This window comes from Frateuria sp. YIM B11624 (assembly GCF_049727805.1).
In the GTDB taxonomy this organism is placed as follows: Bacteria; Pseudomonadota; Gammaproteobacteria; order Xanthomonadales; family Rhodanobacteraceae; genus Frateuria_A.
In genome coordinates this window covers 19096-38762 of sequence record NZ_JBCNYA010000028.1, presented here as the reverse complement: position 1 = coordinate 38762, position 19667 = coordinate 19096, and the positions used below count along the sequence as shown (strand labels likewise).

Genomic DNA, 19667 nt, shown 5'->3' with positions numbered 1-19667 from the left:
CGGAGGGCTATGCTCGGGCGATGCCCGCACTGCGCTTCGCCCTCCTGCTGCTGTTGCTGCTGACCGCCCTGCCCGCGCGGGCGCAGACGCCGATCTTCCACTGCGTTGCCGCGGACGGCCATCCGGTGTTCACCGACCAGCCCTGCAGCAGCCTGCAGGCCACGCCGGCGCCCGCCTCCTCGGCGAGCGCCGCCGCGCCCTCGCTGCGTCCGCCGGCGACCACCTGCGCGGCCGACGTGGAGGAATTGCGCGCAGCCGTGGTGGACGCCTTCGCCAATCGCGACGCCAACCGCCTGGCCGGGCTGATGTTGTGGGGCGGCTACGGCCAGCACGCGGCAGTGGCGGATATCCGTTCGCTGGCGACGCTGATGCAGCGGCCACTGGTGGGCATCGACCTGCCGGACGAAGGCGGTACGGAACTCATCGTGCACACCGCCGTGGACGACGGCGAGGGCAGCGGCGACACGCGCTTCCTCATCGAAGCGCACTCCGGCTGCCTGTGGTTGCGGCAGGAGTAGGCACGCGCGGGCGATGGCACCCGGCGCTATCATGGGCGGTCCCCTGCAAGGAGAACCGTCATGGCGCAGCAATACCCCGAGTGGATCTGGCAGAACGGCACGATCAAGCCGTGGCGCGAGGCCACCACCCACGTGATGTCGCATGCGCTGCATTACGGCTCTTCCGTGTTCGAAGGCATCCGCAGCTATGCCACGCCCGACGGCGCGGCGATCTTCCGCCTGACCGACCACCTGAAGCGCCTGTACCAGTCGGCGCGCATCTACGACATGGTGCTGCCGTACTCGCAGGACGAACTGGCCGCGGCCTGCCGCGAGGTGATCAGGAAGAACGGCCTGACCGCGGCCTACCTGCGCCCGGTGGCCTATCGCGGCCTGGGCGGTTTCGGCCTCTCGGCGGAGACGCCGATCGACGTCGCGGTCGCCGCCTGGCCGATGGGCCCGTACCTCGGGCCGGAGGCGCTGGAACAGGGCATCACCGCCTGCGTGTCGAGCTGGCAGCGTTTCGCGCCGAACACCATTCCGGCCGGCGCCAAGGCCGGCGGCAACTACCTTTCCGGCCAGCTGATCGCGCGCGAGGCGCGTCGCCTCGGTTTCGGCGAGGGCATCGCGCTGGCCAATACCGGCCTGCTCAGCGAGGGTGCGGGCGAGAACCTGTTCCTAGTCTTCGATGGCGTGCTGCACACCACGCCGGCGAGCGCCTCGATCCTCACCGGCATCACCCGCGACACGCTCAAGACGCTGGCGCGCGAGGACGGTATCGAAGTGGTCGAGCGCGACTTGCCGCGCGAGTACCTGTATCTGGCCGACGAGGTGCTGATGTGCGGCACCGCCGCCGAGGTCACGCCGATCCGCTCGATCGACGGCAAGCAGGTCGGCAACGGCACCGCCGGGCGCGTGACGCGGCGGCTGCAGGAGCTGTACTTCGGGCTGTTCGACGGGCGCACCAACGACCAGTGGGGCTGGCTGGAGCCGGTCTGAACAAAGGTGAGGACGCGGGCTTTGGCCCACCGAAATGAAAGGCCGCCATCGCGCGGCCTTTCGCTTTTGGGTCACAAGCTTCCCCGCGAGCCCCGGCCCCTCACCCCAGCCCTCTCCCCGGAGGGAAGAGGGAGTAGATCCTGGTCAGGCGGGTTCGAAGACGAGGCTGGCGATCGCCCCGTTGGCGTCGCTGCGCGGGCGCATCGAGACCTGCCAGCCGTACAGGTCGCACAGCCGGCGCACGATCGCCAGGCCCAGCCCGGCGCCACTGCCGCCGGCGCCCTCGCCGCGCACGCCGCGCTGGAACAGCCGCTCGGCATCCTCCGGCTTGATCCCCGGACCGGTATCGATCACCTCGATGCGCCCGTTACCGATCTCCACCCGCACCAGGCCTTCGAGCGTGTACTTGATCGCGTTGCCGATGAGGTTGGTCAGCGCCACCGACAGCACCGACGCCGGGGCGTTGACGCTCACCGGCTCGTTCACCGCCAGCTCGATGTCCAGCGGCTTGTCGCGCATCTGCGGGCGCTGGCTTTCGATCACGTCGGCGGCGACCTTGCCCACTTCGGTGGTCTCGCCGCGCGTGGGGCCGCGCCGCTCGGCGCGCGAGAGCAGCAGCAGCGCCTCGATCAGTTCGGTGGCCTGGCGCGAGGAACGCTCGATGCGCTTCAGGCGCTCGCGCAGCTTGTCCGTGAGGTCGGGCGAACCCTGCAGCAGTTCGGTGGTGCTGGCGATCACCGCCAGCGGCGTGCGCAGTTCGTGGCTGACGTCGGAATTGAATTCGCGGTCGCGCTCGACCATCGCGGTCAGACGCGCGGCGTACTCGTCCAGCGCCAGCGCCAGCTCGCCCACCTCGTCGTCGGCGAAGTGCGGCGCCAGCGGCTCGGCCTTGCCCGCCTTGCGGAAGTCGCGCAGGCGCGCGGCCAGTTCGCTGACCGGCTTCAACACCTTGCGCGAAAGCCACAGGCCGATCGTGAGCGAGAGCAGGCCGAACAGGAACACCGCGCCGATCACGCTGATCAGCAGTTGCTGCTTGCTCAATTCATCGCGGGAGACGTCGTACCGCAGGAAACTGTAGATACCGTTCTTGTGCTCGACCGCCAGCTTGTAGTGGCGCGTCTTGCCATCGGATCCGGTTTCACTCACATCATGGACGCCATTGTCCAGATGTTGCCATTCCAGCGGCGCCTTGTAGATCGTGCGATCGCTCCAGGTCCACGCCTCCACGATGCCGAACTTCGGCTGGCGCTCCGGGTGCTCGTGGACTTGGCGATTGAGATTGTCGACTTCGTCGAGCAGGGTGGCGGTAACCAGTTGGTCCTCGACTCGTGCGCGGATATTGAGCGCCGAAAAAGCAAACAACGCGCTGAGGCCGAAGCCGAACAGCGCGAAGGAGACGATCAGGCGGAACCGCAGCTTGCGTCTGGACAACATCAGGCGTGGCTTGCGTCAGGCCTGGACCGCGTCGGGCTCGACCATGCGGTAACCGATGCCGTGGCGCGTGTGGATCAGCGGCTTGTCGAACGGCTTGTCGATCGCCGCGCGCAGACCGTGGATGTGCACGCGCAGCGAATCGCTGTCCGGCAGCTCCTCGCCCCACACGCGCTGCTCCAGGTCCTGACGGGTGACCACCGAGGGGCTGGCTTCCATCAGCGCCTGCAGGAGTTTCAGGCCGATCGGGTTCAACTGGATCGACTTGCCGTCGCGGCTGACGGTGAGCGTGTCCAGGTTGTAGGTGAGGTCGGCCACCTTCAGCACGCGGCTCTGCGGGCCTTTGCCGCGGCGCGCAAGCACTTCCAGCCGCGCGGCCAGTTCCTGCAGCGCGAACGGCTTGGTCATGTAGTCGTCGGCGCCGGACTCGAAGCCGGTGAGCTTCTGCTCCAGCGCGTCGCGCGCGGTGAGCATCAGCACCGGCGTCTGCTTGTGCGCCTCGTGGCGCAGCTTGCGCGCCACGTCCAGGCCGTCCATGCCCGGCAGGGTGAGGTCGAGCACGATCACGTCGAAATCGTGCACCACCGCCAGGTGCAGGCCGGTCACGCCATCGCCGGCGAAGTCGACCACGTGACCGCGGTCTTCCAGATAGTCGCCAATGTTGGTCGCGATATCGCTGTTGTCTTCGATCACAAGGACACGCATGCGCCACTCCAAAGGCCACTGGCCACCAAATTGAGAAGCTTAACAAGCTTGCCATGCGGGCGGCCGCACCGTGGCCGGCAGAACCCCGTGGTCAAACCCGCGGCCAATAAAAAGGCCCAGATGCCCGACTCGTCGTCGCCGCACCTGGGCCCAAGCTTACTGCCCCGATACCGAATCTGCGGACCCCGGACCTGCGCCCGGCGCCGCACATTGCAGTGGGGTCTTTATAGGGCCCGGGCGGTTACGGTGCGGTTAACCACGGTTGACGCGCCCGTTAACGGACGCGTCCGGCGCGCACGTTCTAGTGCGCGCCACGTGAAGGAAAGCTCAGGCGCCCGCCTGCTCCTCAAGGTGCCGGATGATGTGGCCGGACACGTCCACGCCGGTGGCCGTCTCGATGCCCTCCAGCCCCGGCGAGGCGTTCACCTCCAGGATCAGCGGGCCGCGCTTGGAGCGCAGCAGGTCCACGCCGGCGATCCCCAAGCCCAGCGCGCTCGCCGCGCGGATGGCGATGCGCTTTTCCTCGGCGCTCAGGGTCGCCTTCACCGCACTGCCGCCGCGGTGCAGATTGGCGCGGAAGTCGCCGGGGCTGGCCTCGCGCTGCATCGCGGCGATCACCTTCTTGCCGACCACGAAACAGCGCAGGTCGCTGCCGTTGGCTTCGGCGATGAACTCCTGCACCAGGAAGTTGGCGTACAGGCCGCGGAAGGCTTCGATCACGCTCTGCGAGGCGCTGCGCTTCTCGGCCAGGACCACGCCGGTGCCCTGGCTACCTTCGTTCAACTTGATCACGTGCGGCGGCTCGCCGAGCATCGCCAGCACGTCGTTGGTGTCGTCCGGGTTGTCGCCGAACACGGTCACCGGCATGTCCAGCCCGTGCGAGGCAAGGATCTGCAGCGCGCGCAGCTTGTCGCGCGCGCGCAGCACCGCGTCGGAGGAATTGGGTGTGTACACCCCCATCATCTCCAGCTGGCGCAGCACCGCGGTGCCGTAGAAGGTGGTGGTGGTGCCGATGCGCGGGATCACCGCGTCGATGTCCTTCAGGGCCTTGCCCTTGTAGCGGATCGACACGTTGTTCGGCGCGATGCGTACGTAGCAGCGCAGCGGATCGAGCACGCGCACCACGTGGTTGCGTTCGCGCGCGGCCTCGACCAGGCGGCGGGTCGAGTACAGCCGCGTGTTGCGCGAGAGGATCGCGATCTTCATGGAAACTGGCCGTGGTGGCGTTCGTGGATGACCCGCAGCACCGGCTCGGCAAACGCGGACCGGGAGCGCGGCTGGGTGTAGGAAAGCGATGGATCGACCGCGAAGCGCCCGAGCAGCGCGCTGCGGCCCAGCAGCATGGGAAACAGCATGTGGCGGCGGTCGGTGAGGCTGACGTCGATCGGAAAGCGCCTGCCGGCGATCAGCACGTCGGTGCGCACGAACCAGCGCTCGCTGCCGTGGCCGCCGGTGTCGATGACCACCCGTCGGTCCAGCGCGGGCGCTTCGCACGCCACGATGCGCGGGTGGTGGCGCAGGCCGACGGTCATCGAGAAACGCAGCCACGTGTCGCCCTCGCGCTCGAAGGCCTCGAGCGTGTCCACGTGCAGCGAACTGGAGCGGGCGCCGGTATCGAGCTTGGCCTTGAGCACCTCGATGCCCAGTTGCGGCAGCGCCAGTCGTTCCCGCCAGCCCAGGGTGATCACATCTGTCATTGGCGTGCGGCCGAAAGAATGCGATGGGAAGAGATGCAGCTTCCGCTGCGGCGGTCGAGCGGACGTGAGTTAGCCGCCCACCAGCTCGTGGTAGGGGGGAAGATTGACGATTCTTCCGGCTTCAACCTCGTAGGCACGCTCCAGGTCTTCGGCCGCATGCAGCCAGTCTTCGAGCATCTGGTAATCGTCCTCGCACGCAGCGCCGCCGGCAACGGTTTCGCGCAGCGACCGGACTTCCCAGGCAACCGCCTGGATGGCAATGACGAGCGTCTGTTCGCTGATCTGCGGCATGGAAGGATTCCGACGAGGGGTAGCTGGCCAGCTGCCCGGCATTCCGCGCCTGCAGCCCCAAGGGTCCAACGGACAGCGCGAATGGCGTCGGCGGCGAGGGTCCGCCTCGAACCGGAATGGAGCGGGTGAAGGGAATCGAACCCTCGTCAGTAGCTTGGGAAGCTACAGCTCTACCATTGAGCTACACCCGCTTGGGGCCGCTGATGGTAACCCGGGAAGCGGGAGTTGGGGAACGGGTCGCGTCCGGGGGAGACGGATCGGACGTGGTCGCTGCCCGCACGGCGCATGAACCGGACATGGCGGCGCGCTGAACCGCCGTCGTGCCGGGGCGCTGCGCGCTGAACGGCCGGCACATAATCGGTCATCGCCCCGTGACGCTGGCCGTTCCATAGCGGGGACACGGCGGAGGAAAACCCATGCGTGCACCTTCGAAACTGCAGCTCCTATGGCGCACCTGCGCCGCCACCCTGCTGCTGTGCGCGGCCGGCGCCCTCAACGCGCAGACGCAGACGCCCGACGACGCCGGCGACCCGCCGGACCGGGTCGCGCGCCTTTCCTACATGGACGGCGACGTCGGCCTGCTGCCTTCCGGTGCGCAGGACTGGGGCGAGGCCGGCATCAACCGCCCGCTGACCACCGGCGACCGGCTGTCCAGCAGCACCGGCGCGCGCGCCGAACTGGAACTGGATGGCGCCGCGCTGCGCCTGGACGGCCGTACCGACGTGGGCTTCCTGCAACTGGACGACCAACTGGCCCAGCTGGAGCTCACCCAGGGCACGCTCAACCTGACCGTGCGCCAGCTGGACGACGGCCAGAGCTACGAGATCGACACGCCGACCGTGGCGCTGGTGGTCGACCACCCCGGCAGCTACCGCATCGACGTCGATCCCGACGGCCAGGGCACCCGGGTCACTGCGTTCGATGGCAACGCCACGGTGTACGGCGAGAACGATGCGCAGCGGCTGGTCGTCGCCGGCCGCAGCTACCGCTTCGCCGACTCCGCGCTGGCCGACGTCGCCGTGGAGGACATCGGCGGTGGCGACGATTTCGACGCCTGGTGCAACCAGCGCGACCAGCGGTATGCCGATTCCGAATCGCGCCGCTACGTGTCCGACGACGTGATCGGCTACCAGGACCTGGACCAGTACGGCGACTGGAGCAGCGACCCCGAGTACGGACAGGTCTGGTACCCCGCGCACGTCGACACCGGCTGGGCGCCCTACCGCGACGGCCACTGGGCCTGGGTCGCCCCGTGGGGTTGGACCTGGGTGGATGACGCGCCCTGGGGCTTCGCGCCCTACCACTACGGCCGCTGGGCCTGGCGCAGCCGCGGCTGGTGCTGGGTGCCCGGTCCGATCGGCTGGCGCCCGGTGTATGCGCCCGCGCTGGTCGCCTTCGTCGGCGGCAACCACTGGCGCGTCTCGGTCGGCAGCGCGCCGGTGGGCTGGTACCCGCTCGGTCCGGGCGAGGTGTATGACCCGTGGTACCGCGGCAGCCGCCGCTACTACACCCAGGTCAACGTGACCAACATCCACGTGCACAACACCGTGGTCGTCGACCGCCGTTACCGCGACTGGCACCGCGGCATCGCCCCGCCGGTGCGCGCGCTGCACGGCAAGGGCCCGCGCGGCTTCACCGCGGTGCCGGCGCGCAACTTCGCCGGCGCCGACCGTGTGCAGCGGCATCGCCTGAAGATCGATCCGGACGCGATCGCCGGGGCTCGCCTGCTCACCCGCGGCGGCACGCCCAAGCCGACGCCGCACAGCTTCGCGCCACCGCGGCCGCCGAAGGCCGGTCCGTTGCCCGCGCAGGGTTTCCGGCGCGAGGTGGTGGCGCGGCATGCACCCCGGCCGGACCGGATCGCCGAGCGCACCGGGCGCGCGCGGCCGGTGGCGCCGCCCACCCAGGTACGCGTCCTGCGGCCGCGTGCCGATACGCTTCCCGCGGTCGCGCGCATCGTCCCTGCCGGTCGTGTCGACCGCGCGCAGGAAACGGCCCGTGCGCCCATGCACGCCGGCGGTCGCGATCTCCGCAGCACGGGCACGCCGAACCGTGTCGTGCCGCGCGAGGCGCCGCTGCGTCCGGGCGAGCTGCGCTCGGCGCGCTTCGTGCGCTCGCGCGAAACCCGCGAACCGGTGCAGCCGCGTCCGGGCGTGAGCTTCATCTCCACCGCCGAGGCCGACCGCGAACGCGCGGCACGGGCGGCGCCGACGCTGCCGCAGGTACCGCGCCTGCAACGTACCGACGCGCCACGCGCCCCGGCGCGTCAGCCCGTGTCGGCCAATCCGCGCGTCCAGCGTGCGACCGGCTTCGACGCCGACGCCCGCGCGGCGCGCATCGAGGCGGCACGGCGTCAGGCGGCACGCGGCAGCGACCGGCAGGTCCAGCCCGCGCATCTGCGCGCGCCGGACTTCGACGCGCAGCTGCGCAATCGCCAGGCGCAGCCGCAGCCGCAGCCGCCGCGGTTCCAGCGTCCGCCGGACTTCCGCTCGATGCGTCCGATGCCGCATGCCGAGCCGGCGCAACGCCCATCGGCGCCGCCGCCTCGCCAGGCGCAACCGGCACAGTCGAGCGCCCCTGCTTCGCATCCACGGCATGAGCCGGGACGCCGCTTCGACCCGCAGCATTAGCCCAAAAGGCGGCGCCCTCGCGGCGCCGCCGCTACAATGCGCCGCCCCGCGGCACGGCGCGCCCGCCACAGGCGCAGCGCCGTGCCCACCGCAATCCAGGCGCACGCCGTGACCGACCAGCCCGAATTCCCCGACACTCCTTCGCACCTGCGCCGCATCCGCAGCTTCGTGCTGCGCGAAGGCCGCATGACGCCCGCCCAGCAGCGCGCCTTCGACGCGCACTGGACGCGCTTCGGCATCGACTACCGCGGCACCGCACAGGACTTCGGCACGCACTTCGGCCGCCTCGCGCCGCGCGTGCTCGAAATCGGCTTCGGCAATGGCGAGGCGCTGGCCTGGGCCAGTGAGCACGATCCGGCGCGCGACTACATCGGGGTGGAAGTGCACGGCCCCGGCGTGGGCCGGCTGATGAACGCGCTGGCCGCGCGCGAGGCGTCCAACGTGCGCATCTACAAGCACGACGCGGTCGAGGTGCTGGAGCACGAGATCGCGCCGGGCGCGCTTGCCGAGGCGCGCATCTGGTTCCCCGATCCCTGGCACAAGAAACGGCACAACAAGCGGCGCATCGTGCAGCCGGCGTTCGTCGCGCTGCTCGCCTCGCGCATGGCGCCCGGCGCCCTGCTGCACCTGGCCACCGACTGGCAACCCTACGCCGAGCACATGCTGGAGGTGATGGAGGCCGCGCCCGGCTGGCGCAATGCCATCGCGCCCGGCCAGTACGCCGAGAAGCCGGCCTGGCGCATCGAGACGCACTTCGAGCGGCGCGGGTTGAGGCTCGGGCATGGGGTGTGGGACCTGCTCTATCGCAAGGCGTAGGCACGGGCCGTTGCTTCCTCTCCCGCGGGGAGAGTTGGGCGAGGCGGCGCGCTGGCCTCGGCACGACACACCGGCGAGCCTCCTGAAGCTCCTTCCCGATCCACTTCCCCGCGAGCCCCGGCCCCTCACCCTGCCCTCTCCACGGAGGGGAGAAGGTTCAAGCACGCAAGCCCGAGGTTCACCAGCCACTGCGATGCGCCGCTTATACTGGCCAGCAAACAGGGACGGACCCGGCCGCGTGAGGCATCCACTGCACAATCCCATCCGCTTCCACCACCAGCCCATCCTGGACGCTCGCTAGTGGCCCTCGCGCTCACCCCCGAAATGATCCTGGTACTCGGGCTGGTGGGCTTCACCATGCTGATGCTGGTGCTGGAGTGGATTCGCGCCGACATGGTGGCGCTGCTGGTGGTGGTGGTGATCGGCCTGACCGGGCTGATCCCCTCCGACCGCGTGTTCAACGGCTTCGCGGGCAACGCGGTGATCGCGATCATCGCGATCATGATCATGGGCGCGGGGCTGGACCGCGCCGGCGTGCTCTCGCTCACCGCCAGCTTCGTGATGCGCATGGCGCGCGGCAAGGAGTCGCGCCTGGGCGTGGTGATCAACGCGGTCACCAGCCTGTTCAGCGCGGTGATCCCGAGCCAGGCGCTGGCAGCGCTGATGATCCCGGTGACCAGCCGCCTGTCCGCGCGCACCGGCGTGCCGATGTCGAGGCTGCTGCTGCCGATGGGCTTCTGCATCCTCACCGCGACCAACACCACGCTGATCGCCAATTCGCCGCTGATCGTCCTCAACGACCTGATCGCCAGCGCCAACGCCAACCTGCCGCCCGGCGCGCACACCATCCCGAAGTTCGGCCTGTTCAGCGTGACGCCGATAGGCCTGGTGCTGGCCTTGCTCGGCATCGGGTACTTCTGGCTGTTCTCCCGCAAGCTGCTGCCCGAGCGCGAGGACGAACGCCTCAAGGTGACCCCCGGCCGCACCGAGAGCTACTTCGCCGAGACCTACGGCATCGGCGGCGAGACCGCCGAACTCACCGTCACTGCCGAGAGCCCGCTGGTCGGCATGAGCATCGGCGAAGTCGAGCAATTGCACGGCGCGCCGCTGATCCTGGCGATCAAGAGCGGCAACGACGCGCGCATGGCGCCGCCGGTCGACTACGTGATCTGGGTCGGCTCGGTGCTCGGCGTGCTGGCGCCGCGCGAGGAGATCAGCCGCTTCGCCAACAACCAGTTGTGCAAAGTGTCGCCGCGCATGCGCCAGCTGGGCGAGCTGTTCAACCCGACCCGCGCGGGCATCTCCGAGGCGGTGCTGCCGCCGTCCTCGCGCTTCCTAAAGCAGAGCGTGGGCGACCTGCGCCTGCGCAAGCGCTACGGCATCTCGGTGCTGGCGGTGAACCGCGGCGACCAGGTGTTCCGCGACGACCTGCGCGGCGTCGCCCTGCGCGCCGGCGACACGCTGGTGCTGCATTCGAGCTGGCGCGACCTGGCGCTGGCCGCCGAGGACAAGGACCTGGTCGTGGTCACCGACATCCCCAAGGAGGAGCAGCGCCCCGGCAAGATCTGGCAGGCGGTCGGCTTCTTCCTGCTGGCCAAGTGCCTGGCGCTGTTCACCCACCTGGACCTGTCGGTGGCGATGATGACCGGCGCGATCGGCATGCTGCTGACCGGCGTGCTGAACATGGACGAGGCCTACAAGGCGATCAACTGGAAGACGATTTTTGTTACCGCGTGTCTGATTCCGCTGGGCTGGTCGATGGACGCCACCGGCACCGCCGCCTGGCTGGCGCAGGAGGTGCTCAACCACCTGGGCGGCGCCTCGCCGTGGATCCTGCAGGCGTGCCTGGCGGTGCTCACCCTGCTGTTCTCGCAGGTCATGTCCAACGTGGGCGCCACGGTGATGATGGTGCCCATCGCGATCAGCGTGGCGGTGGCCACCGGCGGCAACCCGTCGGCCTATGCGCTGATCGTCGCGGTGTCCTCGTCCAACACCTTCCTGCTCAGCTCCGGCCACCCGGCGTTGATGATGGTCGCCGGCCCGGGCGGCTACCGCGGCAAGGACTTCCTGCGGGTGGGCGTGCCGCTGACGCTGTCGATCCTGGTGGCCACGCTGCTGATGATCAACCTGCTGTTCCATTGACTGATTCTTGACTGAACCCGCGAGCGACCTGAACAGAGGCCGGGCGCCTTCCTTGCAAGCGCCGCGCGCCTGTCTCTCCTTGACGTCAATTGCACTGGGGCCTGCCTAGTCTTGCCGGAAGCCTCTTCGAGGAGGCCAGGGAACGGGGATATCCGGTTTTGCCTGCGAACGCAGGTGGTGCCGTGTCAGTTGGCGGGAAAGAACCGCCTGCTGCATGGCCCGGTCAGGACGATGGGACTAGCCACTATGCAGTACTCCCGGATACTTGTTGCATGTCTGACGGCCGCCTGCATTTCTGCCCTGGCGATCGCCATTCTTTACCGTTTCGCCGAGTCCTGGGGCTTGGTGGATCGCCCAGATGAACGCAAACATCACGTCGGGCAGATCCCCCTGATCGGCGGACTGGCCGCGTTCATCGGCGTACTGGCCGGTGCGGTGGTCGACGGCCAGGCTCCCCTGTTCACCAGCGCGCTGCTGGCCACGGCGGCCGTGCTGGCGGTGGTGGGCGCGCTGGATGACCGCTTCGACCTGAGCGTGCGCACGCGGCTGCTGGTGCAGACAGGTGCGGTGCTGACCATGGTCGCGGTGACCGGCGTGCACATCCACACGCTGGGCCACCTGTTCGGCAGGGAATTCGAACTGGGCGTGTTCGGCATTCCGCTGACGGTGGTCGCGGTGATCGGCCTGCTCAACGCCTTCAACATGATGGACGGCATCGACGGCCTCGCCGGCACCCTGGCGCTGGTCAGCATCGCGGCGATCATCATGTACCAGGGCCAGCCGCAGTGGCCTGGCGTGATCGTGCTGGTGCTGCTGGCCGGCGCGCTGGTGCCCTACCTGGCGGTGAACCTCGGCATGGTCGGCAAGAAAATCTTCCTCGGCGACGCTGGCAGCATGGTGGTGGGTTATCTGCTGGCGTGGACGCTGATCCACTTGAGCCAGAGCACGCCGAACAACGAGCTATCCACCATCGACGTGCTGTGGTGCGTGGCGCTGCCGGTGCTGGACACGCTGGCGGTGATGGTGCGTCGTATCCGCGAAGGCAAGAGCCCGTTCAAGCCCGACCGCGGCCACATCCACCACATGATGATGCGAGCCGGCCTGGGCCCGCGCACCACGCTGGTGGCGCTGGTGATGCTGGCGATCGTGCTTGCGCTCACCGGCATGCTCACCCATTCGCTTGCACCCGGCAGCAACCTGCTCGCCTTCGGCGCGCTCACGGTGATCTACGTCACTGCGATGGGGCGGGTTTGGCAGAAGCAGCAAGCGGCGCCTTCGATGGCCTCGCGTCCCAAGCGGCAGACGGGCGGCCAATTGCCGAGCAACGTGGTGCGGCTGCAGTCCTCCGTGACGTTGCTGTCCTCCTACGGCAAGCACGTTGAAGGTCCCAAGCGCGGTTCGGCGGCGAAGTAGGCGCCGCCCCGTGAGGCGGCGGGCATCGCGTGCCGCTTCGTCTTCCGCCATGCCGCCCGGTCGGGCGGCATGGCATGCGATGCGCAGGCATCCCGGGGCGTTCGTCCGGTATGGGGCTCTGCGCCACCTGCTTCGGCCGCTGGCCGCGCGGTCCGCTGTCCACAGGCGGGATCCGGCCGGTCATGCAGACGGTTGCCGGCACTGCACAAACCATCGACCGGGCACGGCCAACAATCCCCGTCATCCGCTTGCATGGGAAACGCCAGCGCGTGGCGGCGGCGGACGCTCCGCCACGCAACAGGCAACGTGATGACGCACAAGCTCAAAGCCTTCAGGGAACGGATCTCGCCGCTGGTGATGGCCCTGCCCGACTGCGCCTTCTACCAGTACAAGTACCTGATGGCCCACGCCCAGTTGTGCCGCTTCGGACAGCCGCGGCGCTTCTCGGAGAAGATCTTCCACCGCATGCGCTACCCCTCGCCGCTGTTCTCGCGGCTGGCGGACAAGGCCGAGGTGCGCGGCTACATCGCCGGCGTCGTCGGTGCGCAATACCTGGTGCCGGCCTACCTGATCGCCGAGAAGGTCACGCCCGCGACGTTCGACGCGCTGCCGGACAGCTTCGTGATGAAGGCCAACCACAGCTTCGGCCAGCTGCGCATCGTGCACGACAAGCGCAACGAGGATCCGGTCGAACTGGCGCGGCTGGCCAACCTGTGGATGACGTCTGAGTTTCCGATGCGGATGCGCGAGAAGCACTACCGCTACATCCGGCCGCGCATCATCTTCGAGCAGGCGCTGCTGACCGGCGGCCGCCCACCGGACGACTACAAGTTCAACGTGTTCAACCCCGGCCACAACCAGGAGCCCTATGTCTTCATCCAGCACATGCAGGGCCGCTTCGAGCGACTGACCCAGGACCTCTACATGGAAGACTGGCGCCCCGCGCCCTTCCAGCTGTTGCACCAGAAGACCAGCGGATGCATCGCGCCGCCCCCCGAACGACTGGAGGAGATGCTGCAGGTGGCGCGCCGGCTGGCCGAGCCGCTGGGCTACATGCGCGTGGACCTCTACCAGCACCAGGGACGCGTCTACGTCGGCGAACTCACGCTGACACCGGGCGCCGGAAGGTACGTATTCGATCCGAAGGAGTGGGACGAGGCGCTGGGCGAGAAGTTCGGATGGCCGGAACCGGCCCCTTGCGGCGAAAACCTGCCACCCAGCGGCAGGAACGCCCAGGCGACGGCATCACGCGTCGCCAGCACGCTCGATTGAAAGCTGCGACCCGTGTCAATGCTCTGGTCCAGGAACCGCAAGATCATCCCGCAGAGTGCTTTCACCGGGCCGTGCCTGAAGCCGACGCCGCTCGGGATCCGCGCTTGGATGCACCCTCGATCCTGCCGCCAGCCGGAACGACTACGCCGATGAAAAAGAACAACAAGAAAACCGCACGCGCCGATCGGCCGACCGTGATCGTCTACAAGTCGCGGCTGCTGCCCTATTCGGAAACCTTCATCCGGGAGCAGGTACGCATGCTGTCCGGCTGGCGCGGCATCCTGGCTGGCGACAACATGGTCCGCAAGGGGCTGGCGCTGGACGGGCTGGACGTGAGGCTGCTCGGCTACCGCAGCCGCCTGCTGCAGCGCGTGGCCAACCACAGTTCGCGCTACCTCATCTGGCCGTGGCCCAGGTTGCGGGCGCTGAAGGCCGAGCGCGCGGACCTGCTGCACATCCACTTCGCCACGGACGCGTACCGGGTATGGCCGCTCGCGCGGCAGCTCGACCTGCCGACGCTGATCACCCTGCACGGGTACGACATCAACACCTACGCCAGTTGGTGGGAAAGCGGCCATGGCGGGCGCCGCATGCGCAAGTATCCGACCGGCCTGCTCGAGCTGGCGCGCGACCGTCGCGTGCATTTCATCGCCGTGTCGCGCGCGATCCGGCAATCGGCGATCGATTTCGGCCTGCCCGAGCAAAAGATCAGCGTGCGCCACATCGGCGTCGATACCGGCAGCTTCACCCCCGGCCCCACGCCGTTGGCCGACCGGCGCGACATCCTGTACGTCGGGCGGCTGGTGGAGAAGAAAGGTTGCCGTTACCTGCTGCAGGCGTTCGAGCAGATCCAGGCGGACTTCCCCGAACACCGGCTGGTGATCGTCGGCAGCGGCCCGCTGGAGGCGAAGCTCAAGGCCTACGCGGCCGAGCGCGGCGTGCGCGCCGTGTTCCTGGGCGCCTTGCCGGCGCAACAAGTGCGCCAGTGCCTCGACGAGGCGAGGGTGTTCTGCCTGCCCAGCATCACCGCCGACAACGGCGACGCCGAAGGCCTGGGCATTGTGATACTGGAGGCGCAAGCCGCCGGCGTGCCGGTGATCACCTCCGCCCGCGGCGGCGCGCAGGAGGGCATCGTCCACGGCGTCACCGGCTTCGCCCACGGCGAGAAGGACGTGCGGGCGATCCGCCAGGACCTGGTCGCCCTGCTGCAGAGCGACGAGCTGGCGACACAGTTCGGCCGGCGCGGCCGCGAGCATGTCGTCGCGTCGATGGACATCGTCGACTGCAACCAGCGGCTGGAGGAGCTCTACGACCAGCACGCCTTCGGCCGCTCCAGCCACGCCGGCGCGAGCGTGAAGATCTTCCCGCGGAGCGAGCGGCAGTGCATCTGAGCCCGCCACGCGGGCGAGCTTCCTTGGGCTGAGGCCTGGCTGCCTCTCCAAACAGGAGAGGATGCCGGGGCCGCGGTTTCGAACCCTCTCCCGCGGGAGAGGGTTCCAAGGATCGAAGCCTCCTTGTCGTGCGCCGGGGCTGCCCTACTGCCCCAGCAGGGTGTCGATCACGCGCTGCGCCAGCTCATCCACCGCCAGACCCTGCGTTTCCAGGTGCAGCTCGGGCTGCTCCGGTCGCTCGTACGGCGAATCGATGCCGGTGAAGTTCTTGATCTGGCCGGCACGGGCCTTCGCGTACAGGCCCTTCGGATCGCGCTCGGCACAGACCTCCAGCGGCGTGTCGACGAACACTTCGCGAAACTCGCCGTTCTCGAACAGCCGGCGCGCCATGCCACGCTCGCTGCGGAACGGGCTGATGAAGGACACCAGCACGATCAGGCCCGCATCCACCATCAGCTTCGACACCTCGGCCACGCGGCGGATGTTCTCCACGCGATCCTCCTCGGTGAAGCCGAGGTCGCGGTTGAGGCCGTGGCGCACGTTGTCGCCGTCGAGCATGTAGGTGTGATAGCCCATCGCGTGCAGGCGCTTCTCCACCACGTTGGCGATGGTCGACTTGCCCGAACCGGACAGGCCGGTGAACCACAGGCACGCCGGCACCTGGCCTTTGATGCGGGCGCGCGCCGTGCGGTCGACGTCGGTGTGCTGCCAATGGATGTTGTCGGCGCGGCGCAACGCGAAGTCGAGCGTGCCGGCGGCGACCGTGGCGTTGGTCTGGCGGTCGATCAGGATGAACCCGCCGAGCTCGCGGCAGTCGGCGTAGCGTTCGAACGCGATCGCGTGGTCCAGGCCAAGGTTGCAGTAGCCCACCTCGTTGAGCTCCAGGCGCTTGGCCGGCCGCTTCTCCTGGGTGTTCACGTCGACGCGGTGCTTGATCTCGGTGACCTGCGCCGTGACCAGGCGCGCGCCGATCTTCATCCAGTACGGACGGCCCGGCAGCAGCGCGGCACCGTCCATCCACAGCACATGCGCGGCGAACTGGTCGGCCACCTGCGGCGGCGAGGAGATCGCCGCGATCACGTCGCCGCGGCTGATGTCGCGCTCGTCCTCCAACTGAATCGCCACCGCGTCGCCGGCGACGGCGCGCGGCAGGTCGCCGTCGGCGGTGACGATGCGCGCCACGCGCGAACGTACGCCACTGGGCAATGCCACCACTTCGTCGCCCGGAGCGATCGAGCCGGCCACGACCTGCCCAGCGTAGCCGCGGAAATTCTGATTGGGGCGGCATACCCACTGCACCGGCATGCGGAAGCCCAGCTTGCTGACGGCGCGCTCGACCTGCACCGCCTCCAGGTGCTCCAGCAGGCTCGGCCCGCTGTACCAGCCCATCGCCTGCGAGCGGCTGGACACGTTCTCGCCGTGCAGCGCGGACAGCGGCACCGCGGTGACGTGTTCGATGCCCATCTGCGCGGCCACCACGCGGTAGTCGCTCTCGATGCGCTTGAAGGTGTTCTGCGCGTAGCCAACCAGGTCCATCTTGTTGACCGCCAGCAACACGTGGCGGATGCCCAGCAGCCCGCAGATGTAGGTATGCCGGCGGGTCTGCGTGAGGATGCCCTTGCGCGCATCGACCAGCACCACGGCCAGGTCCGCGGTGGAGGCGCCGGTGGCCATGTTGCGCGTGTACTGCTCGTGCCCCGGGCAGTCGGCGACGATGAACTTGCGCTTGTCCGTGCTGAAGAAGCGGTAGGCCACGTCGATGGTGATGCCCTGTTCCTGCTCGGCGGCCAGGCCGTCGACCAGCAGCGCGAAATCCAGCTCGCCGTTCTGCGTGCCGTGGCGCAGGCTGTCGCCCTCGAGCGCCGCGAGCTGGTCGTCGAACAGCAGCTTGGTGTCGTACAGCAGGCGCCCGAGCAGGGTGCTCTTGCCGTCGTCCACGCTGCCGCAGGTGATGAAGCGCAGCAGGCTCTTGGTTTCGTGGCGCTGCAGGTAGTCGTCGATCGCGGTGACGGCGGCGGTCGGCTGGCTGTCGGTGGTTTCGAGATCCATCAGAAGTACCCTTCCTGCTTCTTCTTTTCCATGGAGGCCGAGGCGTCGTGGTCGATGATGCGGCCCTGCCGCTCGGAGGTGCGCGCCACCAGCATTTCCTGGATCACCGCCGGCAGCGTGTCGGCCTCGGACTCGATCGCCGCGGTGAGCGGATAGCAGCCCAGCGTGCGGAAGCGGACCTTGCGCATCTGCGGCACTTCGCCCGGCTCCAGCGGCATGCGGTCGTCGTCGACCATGATCAGCTGACCGTCGCGCACGACCACTGGACGCTCCCTGGCCAGGTACAGCGAGGGCACCTCGATGTTCTCGCGGTAGATGTAGAGCCAGATGTCCAGCTCCGTCCAGTTGGAGAGCGGGAACACGCGCACGCTCTCGCCCTTGTGGATGCGCGTGTTGTAGAGGCTCCACAGTTCCGGGCGCTGGTTCTTCGGATCCCAGCGGTGCTGCGCGTTGCGGAAGGAGAACACGCGCTCCTTGGCGCGGGATTTCTCCTCGTCGCGGCGCGCGCCGCCGATGGCGGCGTCGAACTTGTACTTGTCCAGCGCCTGCTTCAGCGCCTGGGTCTTCATGATGTCGGTGTGCACGCTGGCGCCGTGGCTGAACGGGTTGACCCCCTGCGCCACGCCTTCCTGGTTGGTGTGCACGATCAGCCGGCAACCGGTTTCCTTCGCGCGGCGATCGCGGAAGGCGATCATTTCGCGGAACTTCCAGGTGGTGTCCACGTGCATCATCGGGATCGGCGGCGGTGCCGGGAAGAACGCCTTCTGCAGCAGGTGCAGCAGCACGGAGGAATCCTTGCCCACCGAATAGAGCATTACCGGGTTGGCGAACTCCGCCGCCACCTCGCGCATGATGTGAATGGCCTCGGCCTCCAGCCGCTTCAGGTGCGAGGCCTGCGCCAGCGCAGCGATGCTGGGATTGCCGTTGCCGGCTTTCGCCGTGACAGGAGAAGCGTTGCTACTGTCATCCGGCATGGGAGCCAAGATCATGGGCATGCGTCCTTTGGTTGCAGGGGCGGCGACTGAACGGAACGCCGCCTGGAAGCGGAAAACTCTAGATCGCGGTTCGTGAAAAAAAACACTATTGCAGCGCTATCGAAGGCATGCCTTCCGGACGCCCGGCGCGAAACGTAGGATCGGTCGCCACGTTGCCGGCGCCGTCACCCAGCGCCGGCGGATCGAATTCGTAGCCGAACATCTGGATGTCCTCGCGGTAGATTTCCGCAACCTTCTCGCGGGTCTCGTCGTCGTAATAGGCCCGGTAGTCCTTCAGGTCCGGTGACCCCACGTGCCCACGCAAGGCGCCGGCCAGTCGGTACAGCGCCCTGCGGGAAAACAGGCCGCCTTCGTGCCCCTGGGACACATTCACCCTGGGCAGCCCGGCCGGACCGAGGCCCAATGCCTCGCACACGCGGCTGAAATCGGCCTGCAGGTTCTCGAAGCGGCCGACGAAATCCACCAGCAACTCGCCGTGGGCGTTGGTGAGGTAACGGCATTGCGGCATCACGTGGCGGTATCGGTCGTTCCAGCTTGGCCGCGGCATCTTCTTGAAGACGAAAGTCTTGAAGCTGAACTGGTGCGCGTAACGCGACCGATATCGGTATTCCGATACCAGGCGCGCCCAGGGATTACGCACGAACGAAAACTTGAAATAGCGCTCGAACTCGTCCTGCCCCAGATAACCCAGCCGCACGTATTCCTCCGACGTCATGTGGGCCAGTCGCGGTGGACCGCGCTCGGGATCCTTGTTGCGCCGCAGACAGAGCTCGGCGCGCCGGCTCCAGTCCAACCCCTGCGCGCGCAGGAAGAACTGCTCCACGCTTTGCCCGCCGCATTTTGGGACATGCACGAAAAGCGCGCTATGAAGATGGGATATCACGATATGCTCCCTTGTCATGTGGGGCGGGCGGGACGCGCCGGTGCCCAACGAGCGCGCGCGCTCTTGCGGCGCGCGGACCGGCCGCGTACCGCACCCATCGATACGGCAGGGGACGGTGCCATCGGGTTTGTCGTAGCCGGGTGAACCATGCGGCGGACGGGCACGAAGTATCGGCGCAGTGACGCGTCCGACCGCTCTCGCATCATCGGCCCTGCTCTCCCTGTCCGAACGGCCCTGCCGGCGCCGCCCGGACCCCTCCGCCGCCCGGCCGCGGCGGGCGACGCCATCCGCCGCGGCCAGCAAGCTGGGCAGTTCACCCATCTACGACAGTCCCGATGGCAACGTTTGACTGCCGGCCGTATGACCGCGCTTCAGGTACGCGGGCACTGCGCCGCTGGGTGCGGACCGCGAACCGGATGCCTGTCTGCGGTCGCGGCTTTCGACTGACCCGGTCGT

Annotated in this window: 16 protein-coding genes and 1 tRNA gene; 8 read left to right on the top strand and 9 right to left on the bottom strand. The window is 68.4% G+C overall.

Annotated elements, in window-relative coordinates; genetic code table 11:
- Positions 1 to 20 precede the first annotated feature (20 nt).
- Positions 21 to 518, top strand: a complete 498-nt coding sequence (locus AAIL17_RS14145) for a DUF4124 domain-containing protein (protein WP_424683495.1) — start codon at positions 21 to 23, stop codon at positions 516 to 518.
- Between the two features lie 60 nt (positions 519 to 578).
- Entirely contained in the window at positions 579 to 1496 is a 918-nt protein-coding gene (locus AAIL17_RS14140) for a branched-chain amino acid transaminase (RefSeq protein ID WP_424683494.1), read from the top strand.
- A 144-nt stretch (positions 1497 to 1640) separates the two neighbouring features.
- Here AAIL17_RS14140 and AAIL17_RS14135 read toward each other — a convergent pair whose 3' ends face one another.
- The 6 genes from AAIL17_RS14135 to AAIL17_RS14110 all read right to left on the bottom strand — a co-directional run bounded on the left by AAIL17_RS14135 (position 1641) and on the right by AAIL17_RS14110 (position 5811).
- On the bottom strand, positions 1641 to 2930 hold the full coding sequence (locus tag AAIL17_RS14135; RefSeq protein WP_424683493.1) for a sensor histidine kinase: 1290 nt from the start codon (positions 2928 to 2930) through the stop codon (positions 1641 to 1643).
- Between the two features lie 15 nt (positions 2931 to 2945).
- Positions 2946 to 3632 (bottom strand): response regulator transcription factor, encoded by a 687-nt coding sequence (locus tag AAIL17_RS14130; protein WP_091340102.1) that lies wholly within the window; start codon positions 3630 to 3632, stop codon positions 2946 to 2948.
- A gap of 327 nt (positions 3633 to 3959) precedes the next feature.
- Entirely contained in the window at positions 3960 to 4838 is an 879-nt protein-coding gene (gene rimK / locus AAIL17_RS14125) for a 30S ribosomal protein S6--L-glutamate ligase (protein ID WP_424683492.1), read from the bottom strand.
- Positions 4835 to 5329, bottom strand: coding sequence for an ATP-dependent zinc protease (locus AAIL17_RS14120; protein WP_424683491.1), 495 nt, complete (start codon positions 5327 to 5329; stop codon positions 4835 to 4837). Before AAIL17_RS14120 ends, rimK begins: the two co-directional genes overlap by 4 nt.
- 69 nt (positions 5330 to 5398) lie before the next feature.
- Positions 5399 to 5620 (bottom strand): hypothetical protein, encoded by a 222-nt coding sequence (locus tag AAIL17_RS14115; protein WP_424683490.1) that lies wholly within the window; start codon positions 5618 to 5620, stop codon positions 5399 to 5401.
- 117 nt (positions 5621 to 5737) lie between these two features.
- A tRNA-Gly gene (locus AAIL17_RS14110) sits at positions 5738 to 5811 on the bottom strand.
- A gap of 225 nt (positions 5812 to 6036) precedes the next feature.
- Here AAIL17_RS14110 and AAIL17_RS14105 point away from each other — a divergent pair.
- From AAIL17_RS14105 to AAIL17_RS14080, 6 genes are all read left to right on the top strand, one after another.
- Positions 6037 to 8250: a DUF6600 domain-containing protein gene (locus tag AAIL17_RS14105; RefSeq protein WP_424683489.1), complete on the top strand. Its 2214-nt coding sequence runs from the start codon at positions 6037 to 6039 to the stop codon at positions 8248 to 8250.
- 81 nt (positions 8251 to 8331) lie between these two features.
- The gene (gene trmB / locus AAIL17_RS14100) at positions 8332 to 9066 is read left to right on the top strand and encodes a tRNA (guanosine(46)-N7)-methyltransferase TrmB (RefSeq protein ID WP_424683488.1); all 735 of its coding nucleotides are present in this window, start codon (positions 8332 to 8334) and stop codon (positions 9064 to 9066) included.
- A 324-nt stretch (positions 9067 to 9390) separates the two neighbouring features.
- Positions 9391 to 11208: an SLC13 family permease gene (locus tag AAIL17_RS14095; protein ID WP_424683506.1), complete on the top strand. Its 1818-nt coding sequence runs from the start codon at positions 9391 to 9393 to the stop codon at positions 11206 to 11208.
- A 345-nt stretch (positions 11209 to 11553) separates the two neighbouring features.
- On the top strand, positions 11554 to 12621 hold the full coding sequence (locus AAIL17_RS14090) for an MraY family glycosyltransferase (protein ID WP_424683487.1): 1068 nt from the start codon (positions 11554 to 11556) through the stop codon (positions 12619 to 12621).
- A 309-nt stretch (positions 12622 to 12930) separates the two neighbouring features.
- Positions 12931 to 13893: an ATP-grasp fold amidoligase family protein gene (locus AAIL17_RS14085; protein WP_424683486.1), complete on the top strand. Its 963-nt coding sequence runs from the start codon at positions 12931 to 12933 to the stop codon at positions 13891 to 13893.
- Positions 13894 to 14042: 149 nt separating this feature from the next.
- Complete coding sequence (locus AAIL17_RS14080) at positions 14043 to 15284, top strand: glycosyltransferase (protein ID WP_424683485.1); 1242 nt, start codon at positions 14043 to 14045, stop codon at positions 15282 to 15284.
- A gap of 144 nt (positions 15285 to 15428) precedes the next feature.
- Here AAIL17_RS14080 and cysN read toward each other — a convergent pair whose 3' ends face one another.
- The 3 genes from cysN to AAIL17_RS14065 form a co-directional block, all read right to left on the bottom strand.
- Entirely contained in the window at positions 15429 to 17333 is a 1905-nt protein-coding gene (gene cysN, locus AAIL17_RS14075; RefSeq protein WP_424683484.1) for a sulfate adenylyltransferase subunit CysN, read from the bottom strand.
- Positions 17333 to 18322: a sulfate adenylyltransferase subunit CysD gene (cysD, locus tag AAIL17_RS14070; protein WP_424683483.1), complete on the bottom strand. Its 990-nt coding sequence runs from the start codon at positions 18320 to 18322 to the stop codon at positions 17333 to 17335. The genes cysN and cysD overlap by 1 nt, the downstream gene beginning before the upstream one ends.
- 91 nt (positions 18323 to 18413) lie before the next feature.
- Positions 18414 to 19532 (bottom strand): sulfotransferase family protein, encoded by a 1119-nt coding sequence (locus AAIL17_RS14065; RefSeq protein WP_424683482.1) that lies wholly within the window; start codon positions 19530 to 19532, stop codon positions 18414 to 18416.
- Between the last annotated feature and the right edge of the window lie 135 nt (positions 19533 to 19667).

Excerpts from the sequence above, each read along its gene's own strand:
- AAIL17_RS14145 (WP_424683495.1), top strand. The coding sequence starts at position 21 with ATGCCCGCACTGCGCTTCGCCCTCCTGCTGCTGTTGCTGCTGACCGCC.
- AAIL17_RS14140 (WP_424683494.1), top strand. The coding sequence starts at position 579 with ATGGCGCAGCAATACCCCGAGTGGATCTGGCAGAACGGCACGATCAAG.
- AAIL17_RS14135 (WP_424683493.1), bottom strand. The coding sequence starts at position 2,930 with ATGTTGTCCAGACGCAAGCTGCGGTTCCGCCTGATCGTCTCCTTCGCG.
- AAIL17_RS14130 (WP_091340102.1), bottom strand. The coding sequence starts at position 3,632 with ATGCGTGTCCTTGTGATCGAAGACAACAGCGATATCGCGACCAACATT.
- rimK (WP_424683492.1), bottom strand. The coding sequence starts at position 4,838 with ATGAAGATCGCGATCCTCTCGCGCAACACGCGGCTGTACTCGACCCGC.
- AAIL17_RS14120 (WP_424683491.1), bottom strand. The coding sequence starts at position 5,329 with ATGACAGATGTGATCACCCTGGGCTGGCGGGAACGACTGGCGCTGCCG.
- AAIL17_RS14115 (WP_424683490.1), bottom strand. The coding sequence starts at position 5,620 with ATGCCGCAGATCAGCGAACAGACGCTCGTCATTGCCATCCAGGCGGTT.
- AAIL17_RS14105 (WP_424683489.1), top strand. The coding sequence starts at position 6,037 with ATGCGTGCACCTTCGAAACTGCAGCTCCTATGGCGCACCTGCGCCGCC.
- AAIL17_RS14095 (WP_424683506.1), top strand. The coding sequence starts at position 9,391 with ATGATCCTGGTACTCGGGCTGGTGGGCTTCACCATGCTGATGCTGGTG.
- AAIL17_RS14085 (WP_424683486.1), top strand. The coding sequence starts at position 12,931 with ATGACGCACAAGCTCAAAGCCTTCAGGGAACGGATCTCGCCGCTGGTG.
- AAIL17_RS14080 (WP_424683485.1), top strand. The coding sequence starts at position 14,043 with ATGAAAAAGAACAACAAGAAAACCGCACGCGCCGATCGGCCGACCGTG.
- cysN (WP_424683484.1), bottom strand. The coding sequence starts at position 17,333 with ATGGATCTCGAAACCACCGACAGCCAGCCGACCGCCGCCGTCACCGCG.
- cysD (WP_424683483.1), bottom strand. The coding sequence starts at position 18,322 with ATGATCTTGGCTCCCATGCCGGATGACAGTAGCAACGCTTCTCCTGTC.
- AAIL17_RS14065 (WP_424683482.1), bottom strand. The coding sequence starts at position 19,532 with ATGGGTGAACTGCCCAGCTTGCTGGCCGCGGCGGATGGCGTCGCCCGC.